The sequence below is a fragment of the Campylobacter pinnipediorum subsp. caledonicus genome (genome assembly GCF_002022005.1).
Taxonomy (GTDB): Bacteria; Campylobacterota; Campylobacteria; order Campylobacterales; family Campylobacteraceae; genus Campylobacter_A; species Campylobacter_A caledonicus.
This window is the reverse complement of record NZ_CP017258.1, coordinates 541,114-559,617: the sequence shown is the minus strand read 5'-3', so window position 1 is coordinate 559,617 and position 18,504 is coordinate 541,114. Positions and strand designations below refer to the sequence as shown.

The window sequence follows — 18,504 nt, the reverse complement described above, 5'->3', positions numbered from 1 at the left end:
TTTTAAATTTAAAACTCTATTTTAGCCCTGCCCAATCTTTAGCATAATTTAAAGATGTTTTTAAAGGGACATTCAATTTTGTTATATTTTGCATTATATTTTGTGCCTTTTTACCAAATTCTTGTGCATATTCATCTTTTACTTCAAATATAAGTTCATCGTGAATTTGCAATAAAAGTTTTGCATTTTCATCTGTAATTTTTGCAATTTCAACCATTGACATTTTGATAATATCAGCCGCGGAGCCTTGGAATTTTGTATTTACAGCTTCCCTTTCATACATAGCAAGCTGCATAGGTGTAGCATTTGTAAAATCAAAATACCTTTTTCTTCCAAGTAAAGTAGCAATAAAACCATCCTCTCTTGCTTTTATTTTTATACCTTCTAAAAATTCTTTTATTGTAGGAAATGCTTTAAAATAAAGACTTATATACTCTTTTGCTTGGGCTCTTGAAATGTTTATTTGATTGCTTAATTTGCTAGCCCCCATTCCATATATAAGTCCAAAATTTATACTTTTTGCAACTGATCTTTTTTGATCATCAAATTCACCAAAAATACTAATAGCAGTTCTTGTATGTATGTCTTCATCATCTAAAAATGCCTTTACAAGAGCTTCATCTTGACTAAAATGAGCTAAAAGTCTTAACTCTATCTGAGAGTAATCAAGCCCAATAAAACTAAACCCATCTTTTGCAACAAAAGCAGATCTAACATCTTTTGCAAGGTGTCCCCTTGCTGGAATATTTTGTAAATTTGGATTTTTAGAAGATAGTCTTCCGGTGCTTGTGCCAGTTTGTAAAAAACTGGTATAAATTCTTGAGTTTTTATCCTTTAAGGCTAAATTTAAAAGAGGTTCACAGTATGTATTTTGAAGCTTATAAAGCTCTCTATACGATAATATTTTTGGTATTACTTCGTGAGAATCTATCAAGTCATTAAGCACACTTTCATCTGTACTATAACCTGTTTTTGTCTTTTTTTTGGCTGGTAAGCTTAGTTTATCAAATAATATTGTGCCAAGTTGCTGAACTGAGTTAATATTAAAATTTTCACCACAGAGTGTGTAAATTTCACTCGTAAGCTCTTTTAACTTAGTATCATTTGAAATTATAAGCTCTCTTAGTTTTTGAACATCTAGCTTTATACCCTCATTTTCCATATCAAGCAATACTTTTATAAACTCAAACTCAAGCTTATCTGCAAGCTCAAGCAAATTTGGCTCAAGCAAATTTAAAAAACTTTTATAAAATTTAAGAGTTATCCAAGCATCCTCGGATGCATATTTGCAAGCAGTTTGCAAATCAACATCAGCAAAAGTTTCATTTTTTTTAACAATACTTTCAAATTTCAAAGTCTCATAATTATTATAAAGACGTTTTGCCAAGGCATCCATTCCAACAGCCATCGCAGGCTCACTAAGCCAAGCAAGTATCATTGTATCTTTATAATTTTTTGGTGGATTTATATCTAAATTATTTTTTACAACAGCAAAATCATATTTTAGATTATGGCCTATAACACAACCTGAATAAATTTGAGAAATAGCCCAAGAACAAAAATCAATATTTATCTGTTTTCCAACACCAAGATATGAGTGGGCTACTGGCACATAATAACTCTCATCTTCGTTAAAACAAAACGAAAATCCAACTAGTTTTGCAACACTAACATCAACACTAGTTGTTTCTGTGTCAAAAGCAACTATTGTTTCACTTGTTATAGTGCTTAGAATTTCTTGTAATTTTTCTTCATCAGTTATCAAGATAGGATTAAATTTTAAATCCAAAACATCTTTTGTATCTTGCATTTTAAGGTTTTTTATAATTTTATTTAAATCATATTCATAAAGAGTATCTACGATATTTAAAAGAGGGTTTTCAGTTGGGAAGATAGCATCATCAAGAGGTAAATCAACAAGCGCATCATCAAAAAGAGTTGCTAGCTTTTTACTTAAAAAAGCACTATCTTTTCCATCTATAAGCATATTTTTTGTTCGTTCGTTTAGAACCAAGCTTAAATTATTGTAAATATCTTCTATATCTTTAAACTCATCTAAAAGTTTTTTAGCTCCTTTTGTACCAATACCTTTTACACCCGGGATGTTATCTGAAGTATCTCCGATAAGCGCTAAAAAATCAAGTATTTTTTCAGGTCTTACGCCATATTTTTCTAAGCACGAATTTGAATCATGTTCTATTTTGGTTATTGGGCTATAAATACTTACCTTGCCATCATCTATAAGCTGATAAAGGTCTTTATCATGAGTAACAACCCTAACAAATATATCTTTTGATTTTGCTATTTTTACAACACTTGCGATTATATCATCTGCCTCATAGCCATCTTTATTTATAGCGCAAAGTCCCATATCTTCTATCATTTTTATACAAATCGGAAGCTGTTCTTTTAGCTCTTTTGGTGGTTCACTTCTATTTGCTTTATAATCATTATCTATATCATGGCGTAGTGTTTTACCTTTACTATCAAGGGCAAAAATTATATAATCACTTTCAAACTCATCTTTTAAATTATTTATAAAATTTGCAAAGCCACTTATCATTCCACTTGAATTTCCTTGTTTGTTTTTTAAGTGAGGCATAGCATAGTAAAGTCTGAAAAAAAATCCAAATGTATCTATTATGGTAAGTATTTTTTTGCTCATAAATTTGCCTTTAAAGTAATTAAAAATTTCATATTTTTTTTATGTTAGATATAGTATTTAGCATTAAATCTGTATCAAAACAGCACTCTTGTGCTAAATTCTGAGCATTTGTAATACCCTTACTGCTAAAAGACTCTTTGCAATTTATTAAGTTTCTTATAATTATAAGAGCATATGCAGTTTTTTGAAATTTTTCCGGTGCATTCTTAGGATCTTGAGAATATCTTATTATATCTACTATATTTTGAGCAAACTCCCAATGTTCAAAAATATCTGCAGTAAGTAAAATGCTTGTAGTTTCAAAATAATTCATTTCTACATCAGATACATTATCAGAAGAAATAATATCATCTTTAAAAACAATTTTTTTATCCATTCTTATAATTTCATCTGCAAGAATTATTTTTCCAGTATTTTGCAAAAGTGCACATAAAAATATATCATCAACTAAATTTGGATTTAATCTTTTAAACCATTCTCTAGCTATCGCACCTTGAGTATTTGATATATCGACAAAATCTTGAAGACTGATATTATAAGGACTTAAATCCATTTTTAAAATATTTTTTATAGTCAAACTTGTAACCAGAGCTTTTGTCATATGCTTTCCAAAAAGACTTACAGCTTGAAGCACGGTTTTTATCTGTCTACTAAAACCATAAAGTGGAGAATTTGCTATTTTTAATATATCAGCAACAAGCATAGGATCATTTTCTATTGCTTTAGCAACTTCATCTATGCCACCATCTCCGTTACAAGCTGATTCTATTTTTTTAAAACTTTCCGGTAAAGACGGAAGGCTTTTTACTCTTTTTTTTAATTCATCTGTCATTTATTAGCACTCCTAAAAATATTGATTGATTTTAACAAAAAATTACTTTGAGATTTATTTTATAAATTTTAAGATTGTTTTTTAAAGTATAAAATTAAAAAGGCGGGATAACCCGCCAATTTAAAAAGGAGTTTAAGTTTTGATTGCTTGTTGAAATTATATATCAACTTGGTTAACCAACGGCTAATCAAAATTTATCTTTTCTTCTCGTGGAACACTTATTATATTTTTTCTATTTTTAAAAGTTCTTTTTATCTTTTTTTCTTCTATTTTTGAGCGTATTAATAACATTTCTTTTATATCATTTCCATAAAATGTAGCATATACCAAATCACCCTTATTATGATAAAACTTAGTAGAACAAAAATCAGCATTACTAAGCTTTAAATTTGATGTATCTGTGGCAACTATCTTATAACAATATTTTCCGCCATCATAACTAAGCTCTGTGATATAACCTTTGATAGCTGACATCTTTTTTACTTTCTTAACAACATTTTTCTTTTGTGGCGGTTGAGTTTTAGTGTTTAAAAAAGCACATCCGGAAAAAATGATACATAGGATTAAAACTGAAAGATATTTAAACACTTATTTAAACCAACTTTTTATTTTTTCAAATACACTATCGTGATTTTTTGTGCTTTCTCCGCTTTTTACATCAAAGCTCTCTTGAAGCTCTTGTAATAATTCTTTTTGTTTATCTGACAATTTTTTTGGTGTTTGAATAGAAATTTGAACTATAAAATTACCTTTATAGTTTGAGCTTACATTCTTTACACCTTCGTTTTCAAAAACAAATTGTTGCTTATCTTTTGCACCAACAGGAAGCTCGAGCATTTTTGTACCACGAAGTGTTGGTATATTTATATTATCCCCTAATATAGCTTGAGTAAAAAATACAGGTATTTCAACATATATATCATCATTATGCCTTACAAAATACTCATCATCTTTTACATTGACCACTATATAAAGATCTCCAACCGCTCCGGATGAACTTTTATTTCCTTTTCCAGCAACTCTTATGCGCATACCGCTATTGATACCCTCGGGGATATTTATCTTAAGACTCGATCTTATTTCTTCGTATGTTTTTCCTTTGCATTCAGGACATTTTTCTTTGATTATCTTTCCAGTTCCGCCACAATGAGGACAGTCTTGAACAAAGCTCATAAAACCTCTAGTTTGAGCTATCCTACCCTTGCCTCCACAATGAGGGCAAGTTGTTGTTTTGCCATCTTTACTACCTGTTGCATTACAAGCCTTACAAGGGTGTTTTGTAGTATATTCTATCTCTTTTTCGCAGCCAAAAACAGCCTCATTAAACTCAATAGTAATAGAAATTTCAAGATCCGTATGATATTTATCTGTATTTTTTCTTCTTTCTCTTTGTGAAAATCCATCTCCAAAAAACGAACTAAAAATATCGCCTATATCAAAATCAAATCCACTGCCACCAAATCCTCCGGCGCCATTTAAACCATCTTTCCCATATCTATCATAAATAGATCTTTTATTATCATCACTTAAAACCTGATATGCTTCATTGACTAATTTAAATTTATCTTCTGATTCTTTGTCTCCAGCATTTCTATCTGGATGATATTTTAATGCCAATTTTCTATATGCTTTTTTTATAGCTTCAGGGCTAGCATCTCTTTGTACTTCAAGTATTTCATAATAATCAAGTTCCACAATACATTCCTAATTTTGATTTTATTAAACCGATGATTTTATCTAAAAAATCTGAATTTAAATAATACTACACTCTTTTGAACCCATTTTAAACTCAAATAGCAATTTTGCTTTTTCAAAATAAAAAAGATGTTCTATTTTAATTCCCAAATCAAATAATTTTAAAATAACTTTATCGTTACATGAGTTTTTTATAGCTATATTTTTTAACTCTTTTATATATTCTTTTAACTTTTTATCTTTAAATTTAGAAACCGGTTTGCTCATAGTGTCATTAACCACATACTTATACAATAAAATATCTCCGACATTTAACAAAGCTGTTAAAGTAAGATTGTCATTGCACCTAAATGGCAAAGAGGTTTTATAAATTTCATAATGTCTCTTTGCGAAATCATAGCTGTCATTTCCAAATAAAAACAGACAAAAAAATAATATAAAAAATCTAAAAAACACTATTTTTAAACCAAAACCCTTTGTATAAAAGGTGATAATTTTACCAAAATATCATATTCTATTGTGTTAAAATACCTAGCAAAAACAGTAGCATTATCAAACACGCAAACACTATCTCCACCATCTATACAACTAAAGCTATCCATAGACATGGTTCCTAAAATTTGATTTTTATTAGCTAAAAACAACTCACCAATTCCATCATATCTTAATAACCCATCGCCATAACCAAGATCATAAGTAGCAATTTTTATATCTTTTGCTGTTGTAAATTTAGCCCCATATCCAACAGAACTTCCAGCTTTTAAGACACGGTCACTTACTTTATCGGCCCATAGACTAAGAACTGGTTTTAATAAAAGAGAGTTATTAAACTGACAATAGCCAAACTGGGACATACCTATCCTCACAAGCTCATCATCTAGCTCATAAACTCTTTCTAATCCGGCTGAATTATGAGAATGAAAAATAGGATTTTGAAAATTTTGACTTATACAAAAATTTCTAATTTTTTCTTTTGTTGCATTAAATTTTTGTTTTTGAACAAAATAATCAGCATTTAAAATATCGGCTGATCTAAAATGAGTAAAAGCACCGAGTAAAATTATATTTTTATCTCTTATAATATCAAATGCCAAATCTAGCTCATTATAGCAGATTCCATTCCTATGCATCAAGGTATCTATTGCTAGATGTATTTTGGTGTTATTTTTTATTTTTTTTAAAGAAGCTATATCATTAACCGCATATATAAGCTCATCATTTTCATTTCCGTTTGGTATATGAGATAAAACAAGAATTTTTTCAAAAAAATCAACAAGCTCAAAAGCTTCTCTTTCGTCTTTTACAGCGCAGAATTTAAACCCTAGTTCGCGAACCAATGGAGCCAAAACAGTAGCGCCATGTCCGTAAGCATTATCTTTAAAAACAAGAATAATTCTATCTTTAGAACCAACCTTGTTTATTATTTGATTTAAATTATTTTTATAAGCTTTGGTATCTAGTTTTATCTTAGACATTTTAATCTATCTCATATGCTCTATAAACATCTATAAGTAATTTTCTAATACTATAATCATAAGCATAAAATTTAGCATATACATCTTTTAAGTCTACATCTTTTTGTTTATCAAAATCAAAAATATCAGTGCCTTCTTTTTTTGGGACAACAGAGTCCAATAAATCAAAAAAATCAGCCCTTGCCTTAAATAAATCTTTTATTTTTTGTTCAACTAAATCTTTTTGCATTTTTTAATCCTCTACTACAATTTTCATCTTATCATCAACAAGTTTTATATATAAAGTTTTTTCACCATTAAATTTATAGTTTAAAGTACTATAATTTTCATAAAATACAACTCTAAACATTGTTTCGTTCTTAGAGTTTGGATAAGGGCTTATTATAAATTTTGAAAATACTATATTTTTATGCTCTTTTCTTGAAAATATACTTTTTTTAGAGCTAGCAAATTTATCAAAACTCATCCCATCATATCTTTTAAAATTCTTATCGTAAAAACTCAAATAATAATCTATATCGCTTTCTGTCCATGCCTTTTTCCAAGCAAGAATTTGAGAAAAAATAGTCGCTATTTGCTCTGTTGTCGCTTTTTTAATATCGTTTTCATATATTATAGCCAAGCTCTTTTTATAATCAATAATTTTATCATATTGCATTAAGATATCATTTTCCATAACAACACAACCTTTTGTTTTTATCTCATCTTCTCTGCTCCCATTCATAGGAAATCCATGTATCCATATACCACTACCTGTTTTATTTGATAACTTATCATGCAAATTTGGATACGATAGAGAAAAAGCTAAAGGCCCAAGATATGAATCTAATGGAGTAAATCTTTTTGTTAATTGATAAACACCAACTGGAGTTTTTAAATCGCCCTCAACAAGTTTATCACCAAGTTTTCCAACTAAAATATTTGTATTGAAAGTTTTTTCTAGCTTGCCATTGGAATACTTATAAACTTCAAGGTGTTTTTTTTCTTTATTAACAACGGTAAGCAAAGCTTCTTCATCATAATAACCAAAATCAAGTTGAACACCTTCTAGCCTTTTAACCCAAAAGTCTTTACTTAATATATTCTTTTCAATAGTTTTTATAACTTCATTACTGCCTTTTTTTAGGTATATATCTTCATAATCAACAGCATTTAAACATGTAATTGCAAACACGAATAAAGCAAAAAGAATTCTTGACATTTGATAGATTCCTTGATATAAAAAATTAATTTATTTTAAAGATACGAATTATATCTTTAAAAGTTTAATGTAAATTTATAAGCAATATTTAAAAGATAAAATTTTAAAATTAAACAAAAAGAAATTTGAAAGAAAGTAAGGATAAATTTATGAAAAAGTTATTTGTGTTTTTTATATTTTTAACATATTGTTTTTCTGGAGAAATTGAGATAAGCAATGTATTTGCAAAACAGACAATGGATCATAAAAATGGTGCTGTTTTTATGGACATAACAAATAATTTAGAAGCTGATGTAAAAATCATAGGCGCAAGTTCAAGTGCATATGAGGCAGTTGAATTACACACTCATAAGATAATGGATAATATGATGGCTATGGTAAAAATCAATGATATAAATATACCAAAAGACTCCACTATAAAATTAATGCCAAAAGGTCTACACTTTATGCTTTTTGGTGCAAAAAAAGAAATTAACAATAATGAAGGCATAGATTTAACGATTAATTTTAATACAGGTAAAAGTGTAACAATAAAAAATATTTTATTACTTGATACAAAGAAAAAATTATTTTTCTAAAAATAAAATGAAAAAAATCTATATTACATTAATTTTATTAATAATTCTCATTATCGCTTTATTTTTTATTTTTAAAGATAAAAAAGAAAATGTATTGCCAGAACCTACAGCCCAAGTCTATTTAAAACCATTAAAGTGTGATTTAAATAATAAAAAATGTGATATAGTTTTTGAAGGTAAAAAGATAGAATTTGAACTAAACCCAAAACCAATACTACCAATGCAACCAGTTGTGTTTAGTATAAAAGGGCTGGAAAATTTTAACTATAACAATTTAAGCTTAGAATTTTACGGTCTTGATATGGACATGGGAATAATAAAAGCTAAACTAAAAAAAGACAATAACGGCATTTTTAGCTCAAAAATAGTGCTTAGCGCTTGCGTGATTGATAAAATGAGATATAGGTTTGAAATACTAAATAATGATAAAAAAACAGGTATTTATATAGATTTTGATATTAAGATGTAAAAGAAAAATATGAAAAAGATTATATCAATTTTAACTACTATTTTAATTTTATTTGCTTTTGTTTTATTTATAAATAAAGAAAAAGCAAATAAATATGATTTTGTAGCACAAACTCAAAACAAAGAGATAAAGCTAAGAGATTTAGATGGAGAATATAAAATTTTATATTTTGGCTATCTATTTTGTCCTGATGTGTGCCCAGCTACGCTTTTTAGAGTATCTGAGGTACTATCAAAAATAAACAGACAAGATATAAAACTTTTGTTTGCTACACTTGATGAAGAAAGAGATACGACAGAACAACTTCAAGAGATGGTAGGTAATTTTTACAATAATTCGCTTGGTATAAAAATGAAAGATTTAGACAAAGTAGCAAAAGCATACAATGTAAAATATAAAAAGATACAAATGCCAGACTCTGCAATAAAATATTCAATCGCACACTCTTCTGCTATATATCTACTTGATAAAAATGGCAGCTTTTTCACAGAAGTTTCAAATTTAACAGAAGAAGATATAACACAAGCCATACAAGACATGATAAAACAAAGACATTAATGATTTAAAAATTAAATAGTATATATTAAAACCATATGTAATCAACTCAAAAACTCAGCATGGTCAAAATAATATTTTAAAAATATTTATTCAATTCAAACAAAGAACTTCATTAAATCTTACATAATACTCCCAAACATTTATAAAAACCATATTATCAAGTCATAATTAAAATAGAGATATCCCTCTCCACGCCGCATTAAACCCAAGTACTTTTTAACGCTGAAATTAATAAACCGTTTATGTCTATCTCTATTATTATTTAAAAGATTTTATACTTTATATTAAACTTGGATTTTGAAAAATTAATTTATAAATAAAGATGATTTTTTTGGACTTTTGCTTTTTAACAAAACAATAAAATACCAAAGATAAATATTAAAAATTTACTATACTAAATATTCTTATGTGATATTTTTTTACTTGAGTGATTTTGAATTATTTAAAAATATATAATCTATTTTTTAAAGTCTAATTTTTATATCATTAATGGTTTATAAGAATTTATATAAAAAACCAATAAGAAAAATCTTATTGGTTTTTAAAATCATTAATGTAATTCTTTCCAGACTTTTATCTTCCAAAGTGTGGCAAAAATACCAAGTATAAAGAAATAAATCATAGTATAAAAGCCTACGCTTGATCTCTCGTCTTTTTTACTATCGCCAATTTTTTCAAGATAAGACACAACTTGATCTTCAGATTCTTTTGTTAAACCAACTCTAGGCATAGCAGTAGCCAAAAGCATTTTTTGAGGATCATTAATAAATTTATTTAGATAATTATCAGAATTTTTAGATCTTATCATCATAGATAAATCAGGTGGATTTGAACCCATATAATTCGCTAAATCAATTCTGTTACCAAGCATATATTTTTTATCATATTTTATATCATGACAACGTTGACAAGCGTCTTCAAAAAGCTTAGAATCACTAATCTTTCCATTTTCTTTTATATATTTAGCTGATATTGATTTTAAATAAGCAACTAAATCTGCTAATTCTGCATTCATATCATCACCACCTACACCATAAAACTCAGGCATAGGGAACCCTCTCTCTTCGCCAAATTTGTGATTTAATTTCATAGCCATAACTGGATTTTTTATAACAGCCGCCAAGAAACTCTCATCATATATAGCACCTGCTGTGCTTAAATCAGGAGCAACAACACCAAAACTAGAGCTAGAAGTAGCGTTATCCATAGGTGCATCGAAACCAGCAGTTTTTATTCCATGGCATCCTGTACAACCAGCATTTGCAAAAACATCTGCACCACGAATAGCATCTGCGCTTTTAAAATCTATAGCTTTAATATCATTCCAGAAAGATTTATAATCATTAAGATTTTTTTCTGCTTTTTGCACATCAAGTTTTGCATTTTCAATTTTTTTACCATCTCCACTTACTTCTGCTTTTTCAAGTGCTATTTTTGAAGACTCAAGCATGCTTTTTGAATAACTATCATCTCCAGCAGCAAAATCATAAACAGCAGGGTCCGTATGAGGATGTAGCTCATGATGAGCATAAGGCTCTATACCCCAATATAAAAGACCTGAAAGAAAGACAACTATGGCAAATATTTTTAACTCTTTCATAATTATCCCCTTTTCTTTTCAATAAAACTAATAATAGGCAAAGCCACAATAAACAAGAATAAAAATAAAACAGATGTTCCAAACCCAAACCACTCTCTACCTTCTGTTGGAATTTTTCCTAAAATAGAAAGAGCTATCAAATCAGCAACAAGCAACCAAAACCATATGAAAAATAACGGTCTTTTGTGTGCCGGAGCAACCACATCACTTGTATCTAGTAAAGGTATTATCATAAATGCAGCACCTGCAAATGCAAACGATAAAAGACCTAAATTACCAGCTGAAATTCCAAAAATATCAAAGAAAAATCCACGTAAAATCTCATATTGCCACAAGAAATACCACTCAGGATATATATGTGGTGGAGTTTTCAAAGCATTTGCTGGCTCAAAATTTATAGGATCCATAGCAAAACCAAAATGAAAGCAAACTAGATACATAAAAAATATCATAAAAAATGATACATACATAAAATCTTTAGCTAAAAATCCAGGCCAAAAAGGTATAACTTTAGCTTTTTTTCTATCACCATGCAAATATTCGTTTGCTTCTACATCAAAATCTATCTCTTCGCTTTCAAGATTGTTTACATGTGGAATGCGCAAAGAGTAAAAGTGTATAACAACAACAACTATAATAATAATAGGCATAAGACAAACATGAATCATAAAAAATCTAGTTAATGTAGCATCACCAACAGCATAATCACCTCTTATCCACTCAACAAGAGCATCACCTATGACTGGAATTGCACCAAATAGTTGAGTGATAACAGTTGCTGCCCAATAGCTCATCTGACCCCAAGGAAGCATATATCCACTAAAAGCCTCTGCTGAAAAGCAAATAAATAGTAACATGCCTGTAACCCAGATAAGCTCTCTTCCTTTTTTATAAGAACCGTAATAAAGTCCAGTAAGAAGATGTATATACATTATTAAAAATATTACAGAGGCAGCAACGGCATGCATATGACGCCAAAGCCAACCATATTCAACTTCTTGCATAATAGTAAAATTTACACTATCAAAAGCTAAATTTACATCGGGTTTATAATACATAAGAAGTAAAAGCCCTGAAACAAAAAGGACAATAAAAAGAGTGGTTAAAATAACGCCCATAGCCCAAAGAAAGTTTATATTTTTTGGTATCCAATATTCGCTTACTAAAACCTTCATAAGCTTAGTAACAGCTAAACGCTGATCTAGCCAGTCAACAACTCCGTTTGATTTATGAATTTGTGCCATATTATCTCCCTTATGCTTTGCCGACTAATTTGTTATACTCGGGTCCTGTTTCACCAAGTACTAACTTTGTTCCATCTATTTTAAATGGTGGAATATCTAAAGGGCGTGGTGGTGGTCCAAAAACATTTAAACCATCAGCATCAAACTCGCCTCCATGACAGGCGCAAATAAATGCATTCTTAGAACTCTTCCATTCTGGTATACAACCAAGATGGGTACAAAGACCTATCACAACCGTATATCTATCATTTCCAATCTTTATATCTCTGTTATCATTTGCAGGAGAATTTGGATCTTTTTTTAAAATAAATATTGGCTTTTTACGCCATTCAACCTGTCTCATCTCTCCATCTTTCATGGGACTAAGATCAACGGTTGTAAAACCTGCTGCTTTAACACTTGGAAGTGGATCCCAAGTCTTTTTCATAGCAACCAATGAAAAAGCACCACCAACAGCAGCCACTGCACCGAACGCAATTCCGATAAAATCGCGTCTTTCTTGCTTTACAGACATTATTTTCCTTTCTTAATTAATTTATACAATATTTGCATTATATCTAAAAAATATTAAAAATTCTTTGTGTAATTTAAATAATATTCTTACAAAATAGTCACTTTATATATCAAAATTAATTATTATATTTTATACTTTTATTAGTTTTTATTTAAAAACTGATTCTAAAAATTTTAAATTTAAAATCAAAGAATGAGAAAAAGGATCTATAACAATACCATCATATTCATTTTTTTCGGATAACAACATCGGAGCATAATCTTTTAATTTAAGCTTTATACTTTCTTGCTCCTCATCTTTTCTCCATTTAAGCATCTCTTCTTGGCTAGTAAATAAAGGATAATATTTTTTATCTGTGTCTTCATCTTCCAGTATCACAAATCTAATATTATTCCCCTCTTTTTCATCAAAAGAGCTTCCATCTTTGTTTACCATTGGTGAAATAAGCATTATGGGCGATAAAAATTCACTAGTTTTTAGGAAATCTATTAAATTCCTTTCATTATCGCTTACTGGGTTTTTTAAAAATTTATCCATCGCATCTTTTAAATTCATAAATATCCTATAAGATAAAATAAGTAAATAAATAACAACTAATCATAAGGTATAAAAACAACAAAATAGCCAAAATAAATGGCTTATATCCAACATTTACAAAAATACTTTTATTTATTCCCATACCAAGACATATCATAGCAACACTAAGTAAAAAATTATCAAAATATTGTATCACATTTAAAATATCTTTAGATAATCCCAAAAATGAATTTACAACAATTACAATTAAGAAAAATATAGCAAAATAAGGAATAAAAGATTTTATATCGCCCTTACCCTCTTTTGCATTTAAAAATCCCAAAACAAAAAGCATAGGAATAAGCATAAGAACTCTAAGCATTTTTATAATAACGGCATTTTTTTGAACAGACTCGCCAAAGCTAGAAGACGCAGCAACAACATGAGCTACTTCATGTAAAGAGCCACCTATAAAAAAGCCTATTTGCTCTGGTCTAAAATCAATAATTTGAAATAAAAATGGATAAGCAAACATGCCTATACTACCAAAAAGCACAACAGTACAAATCGCAACGCCTACTTTATCGCTGCCGCCTTTTACCACGCTCTCACTTGCCATAACAGCAGCAGCTCCACAAACAGCACTACCAGAACTTATAAGGGCTGAACTTTTATAATCTAATCCAAGCATTTTGCCAAGAAAAAGACCCAAGAAAAATGTGCTAAAAACTATAAAAAATGCTAACGTTATGCCATTTAATCCAACAAATTCAATATCTGATAAGCTTATTCTAAAACCAAACAAAATTATACCGAAACGTAAAACTTGCTTTGTTGATATTTTTACAACACTTGTATTACTGATTGATTTTGATATTTTTTGAAAGAAATTTGCCAAAATAACACCAAAAACAACAGCAATAATTAAAGGTGAAATAAAATAGGTGCTAAATGGTGGCAAAAAAGATATTGCCACACATAAAACACCAAGTATAAAAATAAAACTCCATGATTTTTTAAATTTTAAAAAACTATTTAAAGTTTCCATTGTTTTTACATCTTTTCTTTAGCTTTAATACCCATAAGTTTTAAAGTAGTTCTGATACAAAGAGCAACAATAGCAAATAATTTCAACAATGCATCTTCATTTTCAGCACCTATAACGCGATTTTCATTATAGAACTTGTGAAAATTTGACGATAAAGATTTTAGAAAATCAGTCAGTTTATGCAATCCCCTAGAACTATAAACATCTTGCAATACTTCGTTTAAGGTAAGAGCTTCAAAAAGCAAATTTTTTGCATTTTCATCAAGAGAATCCAAGCTAACATCTAAAACATCAACTACGGTCTTATTTGCTTTTGTAAAAATTTGATTTACACGAGAATGAGCATAGTTGATATAAAAAATAGGATTTGAACTATCATTTTGCTTTAATGTATTAAGTTCAAATTCCAAAGGGCTTGTATTTGATTTACTTATAAACATAAATCTAAGCGCATCAGATCCTATGTCTTCTACTATCTCACTCATAAGCACAGATGTTCCGGCTCTCTTACTCATCTTAAATGGTTTTTTATCTTTTAAAAGGCTAACCATTTGCATCAAAATAACTTCAAGTTTATTTTCATCATATCCCAAGAAATTAATAGCCGCTTTTATCCTAGCTATATATCCATGATGATCAGCTCCCCAGATATTTATATACCTATCGTATGATTTTTCAAATTTGTTATCGTGATAGATAATGTCTCCTGCAAGATATGTAGGCCTGCCATCGTTTCTAATTACAACCCTATCATTATCATCGTTTAATTTTGTAGATGCTATATAGGTAGCGCCATCTTTTTCATACATCTGGCCAGATTTTTTAAGTTTTTCTATGGTTGGAATTAAATTTGAATAAAGTGATTTTTCACTAGCCCAATTTTGTATAAAAATGCCAACATCAGCCAAATCTTTTTTTATAATTTTCAAAACTTCATCTTTTGCAAATTCAGCAAGCTCGAGATTTCTATTTTCATCATAAAAAATATCTTTACCAAATTTATCAAGTGCTAATTTTGATATCTCATTTAGATATTCACCCCTATAATAAGATTCTGGATAGACTACACTTTCATTAAATAAAAATTCTTTTGCGGCCAAACTAACAGATATGCCAAGCAAATCTATTTGATTGCCAGCATCATTTATATAATACTCAGTTGTAACATCGTAACCAAGGTACTCGCCTATATTAGCCAAAGTATCCCCAAAAACAGCACCTCTAACGTGACCTATATGCAAAGGGCCTGTTGGATTTGCACTGATATATTCTATAAAGACACTTTCGTTTTTTTTCTCGCCTTTTGCAAAATCAACATCAAGCTTTAGTGTTTGATTTGAAATTTTATCCAAAAACTCATTTTTTAATTTAAAATTTATATAACCATTGACAGCACTTACATCAAAAATATCACTGTTTTGAAACTTAGATACAAGCTCATCAGCTATCAACATTGGTGATTTTTTAAGCTCCTTAGCCATAGAAAATGCAATGGGTGTAGCATAATGAGCCAAATTTTTATCTTTTGGTTTTTCTAGGATAAATTCTCTACCAAGAACTTTAAATATTTCGTTTTTTACTATATTTTTCAAAGCTCAAACCTATACAGTTTTAGTCTCTTCGCTATTTTTAACAGTCTCTTCTTTTTTCTCAACTTTTTCTACCGGCTCTTCCATTTCGGCCTTAAAGCTTTTTATCCCTTTTCCAACACCTTTGGCTAGTTCAGGAATCTTTTTAGCACCAAAAAGTAAAACTATGATAACCAAAATTATCAACCATTGACTAATACCTATATTACCCATATTATTCTCCTTTTATTATAAGTTATTAACAATTTTTCCAGTTATCAATAACTTCTGTTATATTAACAATTGAACTTTTAACTCTCATAGAACGCACAATGGACAGTAAATCCATATAGCTTTTTTCTATATCATCATTTATTAAGAAATAATCATATTCTGATATATGCTCCATCTCTACCGCAGCATTTGTCAGTCTATTTTTTATTGTTTCATTAGAATCAGTATTACGTTTTTGCAATCTTTTTTCTAATTCATCTTTGTTCTTTGTTGTCACAAATACAGATGTTATATAGTTTTTAAGTTTTTCTCGAGCTATACAAAAACCCTGAACATCAATATCAAAAACAACTATTTTACCATCATTTAAAGCTTTAAGAACAGGTTTTAAACTAGTACCATAATAATTTTTGTGAACACAGGCCCATTCTAAAAATTCATCATTATCTATACCATATTTAAATTCATCTTCATCTATAAAATAATAATCAACACCTTCTCTCTCACCATTTCTTCTTGGTCTAGTGGTGCTTGATATAGAAAAATATAAATTATCCTCCTCTTTAAAGAGTCTATTTAAAAGTGTGCTTTTCCCACTTCCGCTTGGACCTGAAACTATCAGTATTTGGCCCTTCAACTACTTTTCCTCAAAGCTTATATTTATTTTTATATTCATATCTCTCAAAGCTTCTTTTATAGATGTTTCAGTAAGGGAACTAGTTATATGTTCGGTTATTTTTTTAGTTAACTCTTCTTTAAAATCATCATTTTTAATACCGCTTTTCTTTATCTCTTTTATAGCTGCTGCGGCACTTTCTAAACCAAATGCGGCAAGCATAGATGCTTCATCAATATCATCTATAGTGTTTATATCTTTATTTTCCATATCCAACTCATCTTTTACATCAATTTTATCTAATTTATCTTCTTCATTAATACTATCGAATTTATCATCAATATTATCTTCTAAGTATATTTCTTCATCAATGTTTTTATTTTCTACTTTTTCTTCATTTTCTGATTTGTTTTCTTCACTATTTTCATCTAAAATGTTTTCTAATTCTATCTCCTCATTTGCTTTAATTTCTTCTTTTGATTCTTTAAAAGTAGTCTCATTTATATTTTGATCTTGAACTACGTCCATATTACTATCGTTATCTTCAATTTGATTTTCTAAATCATTAGAAGCACTAGGATTATCATCATTTTTAACATCATCATTAATTTCCAAATTATCTTCCTGTAATTCTTCTTTAAAATCATCAGATTGAGTTTCAATATCTTCTAATATATGTTTAATTGTCTCAATAGAGTCCATTTTATCATCATCATTAGAATTATTTTCTTTATTTTCATCCAAAGTATCTTTTTTTGATTCATCAATATTTGAAATATCTTCATTTTTTTTCGAATCTTGCAATTCATCAACATTAATTTCTTCTTTTAAAACTTCATCTGGGTTATCTAAATCCGATATCTGCTCTTTAATATCCTCATCTTCTTGTGGCAACTCCTCAGAAATATCTTTATTTTCTTCAATTAATTCTTTATTAGATTCATTTAAGTTATCGGAATTTTGATTCTCTTCAATATTTTGCAACTCATGTTTCTTTAAAACATCATCTATAGAAGTATTATCAATGCTTTCTAAGTTATCTAAATCTTTCATTTCATCTTCTAAATTTTCAATATTACCTTGCAAATCCGATACTTCTTTGTTATATACATCTTCATTCAACATTAAATCATCATCAGTATTTTCTTGATTTTGTAGCTCAATATCTTGCAGATCATCTAAATTTTCAATATCAAAATCCTCTTGTGGCAAAACTTCATCATCTAATTTTATATCTAGATTATCTAAATTTTCAATCTCGCCTATATTAAGATTATCATCAATACTTGGCAAGTCAAAATCTTCTAATTTATCAGAAAAATCGCTTCCGTTATCATCAAAATCAATATCTTCATCTAAAGCTTTAACATCTTTCTTGCTATTTTCGCTGGGGCTATTTTCTTCAAAAATACTTATAAAATCAGTAGGTAAAAATGGTTTTTGCAAAACAACATCAGCAAAATCAGGAGACTCAGCTCCACGAGGTAAAAGATACATTACTTTTGATGAAATATTTTTTATATCAATATCACTTCTTTCTACATCACTATCCAGTATCAAAAAATCAAAATTATCATCAACATCAGAAAGCTCTTGAAACTCTGAATATTGAGCTCCAATTTTATTCAAGCTTAAAGTAATCAATCTTGAAACTGCAGGATTTTTATTTACCAATGCAACTTTCATAAGTA

General features: G+C 28.8%; 20 protein-coding genes. 3 read left to right on the top strand and 17 right to left on the bottom strand.

Going from position 1 to position 18,504, the window contains the following annotated elements:
- Nucleotides 1-16 precede the first annotated feature (16 nt).
- From polA to CPIN18021_RS02870, 8 genes are all read right to left on the bottom strand, one after another.
- On the bottom strand, nt 17-2,665 hold the full coding sequence (gene polA / locus CPIN18021_RS02905) for a DNA polymerase I (RefSeq protein ID WP_078423077.1): 2,649 nt from the start codon (nt 2,663-2,665) through the stop codon (nt 17-19).
- A gap of 28 nt (nt 2,666-2,693) precedes the next feature.
- On the bottom strand, nt 2,694-3,497 hold the full coding sequence (locus tag CPIN18021_RS02900) for an HDOD domain-containing protein (protein WP_078423076.1): 804 nt from the start codon (nt 3,495-3,497) through the stop codon (nt 2,694-2,696).
- A 183-nt stretch (nt 3,498-3,680) separates the two neighbouring features.
- On the bottom strand, nt 3,681-3,971 hold the full coding sequence (locus CPIN18021_RS02895; protein ID WP_141080401.1) for a hypothetical protein: 291 nt from the start codon (nt 3,969-3,971) through the stop codon (nt 3,681-3,683).
- 114 nt (nt 3,972-4,085) lie between these two features.
- A complete protein-coding gene (dnaJ, locus tag CPIN18021_RS02890) occupies nt 4,086-5,192 on the bottom strand; it encodes a molecular chaperone DnaJ (protein ID WP_078423074.1) in 1,107 nt (368 codons plus the stop codon).
- 57 nt (nt 5,193-5,249) lie between these two features.
- On the bottom strand, nt 5,250-5,648 hold the full coding sequence (locus CPIN18021_RS02885) for a hypothetical protein (RefSeq protein ID WP_078423073.1): 399 nt from the start codon (nt 5,646-5,648) through the stop codon (nt 5,250-5,252).
- A gap of 5 nt (nt 5,649-5,653) precedes the next feature.
- The gene (locus CPIN18021_RS02880) at nt 5,654-6,667 is read right to left on the bottom strand and encodes an alanine racemase (RefSeq protein WP_078424365.1); all 1,014 of its coding nucleotides are present in this window, start codon (nt 6,665-6,667) and stop codon (nt 5,654-5,656) included.
- 1 nt (nt 6,668) lies between these two features.
- Entirely contained in the window at nt 6,669-6,896 is a 228-nt protein-coding gene (cmeU, locus tag CPIN18021_RS02875; RefSeq protein ID WP_078424364.1) for a CmeU family protein, read from the bottom strand.
- A gap of 3 nt (nt 6,897-6,899) precedes the next feature.
- Nucleotides 6,900-7,868 (bottom strand): L,D-transpeptidase family protein, encoded by a 969-nt coding sequence (locus CPIN18021_RS02870; RefSeq protein ID WP_078424363.1) that lies wholly within the window; start codon nt 7,866-7,868, stop codon nt 6,900-6,902.
- A 149-nt stretch (nt 7,869-8,017) separates the two neighbouring features.
- Between CPIN18021_RS02870 and CPIN18021_RS02865 the strand changes: the two genes are divergently transcribed.
- The 3 genes from CPIN18021_RS02865 (at nt 8,018) to CPIN18021_RS02855 (ending at nt 9,473) form a co-directional block, all read left to right on the top strand.
- A complete protein-coding gene (locus tag CPIN18021_RS02865) occupies nt 8,018-8,446 on the top strand; it encodes a copper chaperone PCu(A)C (RefSeq protein ID WP_078423069.1) in 429 nt (142 codons plus the stop codon).
- A 94-nt stretch (nt 8,447-8,540) separates the two neighbouring features.
- Nucleotides 8,541-8,915, top strand: a complete 375-nt coding sequence (locus tag CPIN18021_RS02860; protein WP_141080402.1) for a hypothetical protein — start codon at nt 8,541-8,543, stop codon at nt 8,913-8,915.
- Nucleotides 8,916-8,924: 9 nt separating this feature from the next.
- The gene (locus tag CPIN18021_RS02855) at nt 8,925-9,473 is read left to right on the top strand and encodes an SCO family protein (RefSeq protein WP_078423067.1); all 549 of its coding nucleotides are present in this window, start codon (nt 8,925-8,927) and stop codon (nt 9,471-9,473) included.
- A 550-nt stretch (nt 9,474-10,023) separates the two neighbouring features.
- Here the strand turns inward: CPIN18021_RS02855 and CPIN18021_RS02850 are convergent.
- The 9 genes from CPIN18021_RS02850 to CPIN18021_RS02810 all read right to left on the bottom strand — a co-directional run bounded on the left by CPIN18021_RS02850 (nt 10,024) and on the right by CPIN18021_RS02810 (nt 18,499).
- A complete protein-coding gene (locus CPIN18021_RS02850; protein WP_078423066.1) occupies nt 10,024-11,073 on the bottom strand; it encodes a c-type cytochrome in 1,050 nt (349 codons plus the stop codon).
- A 2-nt stretch (nt 11,074-11,075) separates the two neighbouring features.
- A complete protein-coding gene (locus tag CPIN18021_RS02845) occupies nt 11,076-12,317 on the bottom strand; it encodes a cytochrome b (RefSeq protein ID WP_078423065.1) in 1,242 nt (413 codons plus the stop codon).
- A gap of 10 nt (nt 12,318-12,327) precedes the next feature.
- Complete coding sequence (locus CPIN18021_RS02840; protein ID WP_069632913.1) at nt 12,328-12,831, bottom strand: ubiquinol-cytochrome c reductase iron-sulfur subunit; 504 nt, start codon at nt 12,829-12,831, stop codon at nt 12,328-12,330.
- A gap of 147 nt (nt 12,832-12,978) precedes the next feature.
- Entirely contained in the window at nt 12,979-13,386 is a 408-nt protein-coding gene (locus CPIN18021_RS02835) for an SseB family protein (RefSeq protein ID WP_078424362.1), read from the bottom strand.
- A gap of 7 nt (nt 13,387-13,393) precedes the next feature.
- Entirely contained in the window at nt 13,394-14,395 is a 1,002-nt protein-coding gene (locus CPIN18021_RS02830) for a YeiH family protein (RefSeq protein WP_078423063.1), read from the bottom strand.
- A 5-nt stretch (nt 14,396-14,400) separates the two neighbouring features.
- On the bottom strand, nt 14,401-15,987 hold the full coding sequence (argS, locus tag CPIN18021_RS02825) for an arginine--tRNA ligase (RefSeq protein ID WP_078424361.1): 1,587 nt from the start codon (nt 15,985-15,987) through the stop codon (nt 14,401-14,403).
- 9 nt (nt 15,988-15,996) lie between these two features.
- Nucleotides 15,997-16,197: a Sec-independent protein translocase subunit TatA/TatB gene (locus CPIN18021_RS02820; RefSeq protein ID WP_069632909.1), complete on the bottom strand. Its 201-nt coding sequence runs from the start codon at nt 16,195-16,197 to the stop codon at nt 15,997-15,999.
- Between the two features lie 25 nt (nt 16,198-16,222).
- On the bottom strand, nt 16,223-16,834 hold the full coding sequence (gene gmk / locus CPIN18021_RS02815) for a guanylate kinase (protein WP_078423061.1): 612 nt from the start codon (nt 16,832-16,834) through the stop codon (nt 16,223-16,225).
- Nucleotides 16,835-18,499, bottom strand: coding sequence for a hypothetical protein (locus tag CPIN18021_RS02810; RefSeq protein ID WP_078424360.1), 1,665 nt, complete (start codon nt 18,497-18,499; stop codon nt 16,835-16,837).
- Between the last annotated feature and the right edge of the window lie 5 nt (nt 18,500-18,504).

Excerpts from the sequence above, each read along its gene's own strand:
- CPIN18021_RS02835 (WP_078424362.1), bottom strand. The coding sequence starts at position 13,386 with ATGAATTTAAAAGATGCGATGGATAAATTTTTAAAAAACCCAGTAAGC.
- CPIN18021_RS02895 (WP_141080401.1), bottom strand. The coding sequence starts at position 3,971 with ATGTCAGCTATCAAAGGTTATATCACAGAGCTTAGTTATGATGGCGGA.
- CPIN18021_RS02820 (WP_069632909.1), bottom strand. The coding sequence starts at position 16,197 with ATGGGTAATATAGGTATTAGTCAATGGTTGATAATTTTGGTTATCATA.
- CPIN18021_RS02810 (WP_078424360.1), bottom strand. The coding sequence starts at position 18,499 with ATGAAAGTTGCATTGGTAAATAAAAATCCTGCAGTTTCAAGATTGATT.
- CPIN18021_RS02900 (WP_078423076.1), bottom strand. The coding sequence starts at position 3,497 with ATGACAGATGAATTAAAAAAAAGAGTAAAAAGCCTTCCGTCTTTACCG.
- cmeU (WP_078424364.1), bottom strand. The coding sequence starts at position 6,896 with ATGCAAAAAGATTTAGTTGAACAAAAAATAAAAGATTTATTTAAGGCA.
- polA (WP_078423077.1), bottom strand. The coding sequence starts at position 2,665 with ATGAGCAAAAAAATACTTACCATAATAGATACATTTGGATTTTTTTTC.
- CPIN18021_RS02840 (WP_069632913.1), bottom strand. The coding sequence starts at position 12,831 with ATGTCTGTAAAGCAAGAAAGACGCGATTTTATCGGAATTGCGTTCGGT.
- CPIN18021_RS02865 (WP_078423069.1), top strand. The coding sequence starts at position 8,018 with ATGAAAAAGTTATTTGTGTTTTTTATATTTTTAACATATTGTTTTTCT.
- CPIN18021_RS02880 (WP_078424365.1), bottom strand. The coding sequence starts at position 6,667 with ATGTCTAAGATAAAACTAGATACCAAAGCTTATAAAAATAATTTAAAT.
- CPIN18021_RS02830 (WP_078423063.1), bottom strand. The coding sequence starts at position 14,395 with ATGGAAACTTTAAATAGTTTTTTAAAATTTAAAAAATCATGGAGTTTT.
- CPIN18021_RS02845 (WP_078423065.1), bottom strand. The coding sequence starts at position 12,317 with ATGGCACAAATTCATAAATCAAACGGAGTTGTTGACTGGCTAGATCAG.
- CPIN18021_RS02850 (WP_078423066.1), bottom strand. The coding sequence starts at position 11,073 with ATGAAAGAGTTAAAAATATTTGCCATAGTTGTCTTTCTTTCAGGTCTT.
- CPIN18021_RS02855 (WP_078423067.1), top strand. The coding sequence starts at position 8,925 with ATGAAAAAGATTATATCAATTTTAACTACTATTTTAATTTTATTTGCT.
- CPIN18021_RS02870 (WP_078424363.1), bottom strand. The coding sequence starts at position 7,868 with ATGTCAAGAATTCTTTTTGCTTTATTCGTGTTTGCAATTACATGTTTA.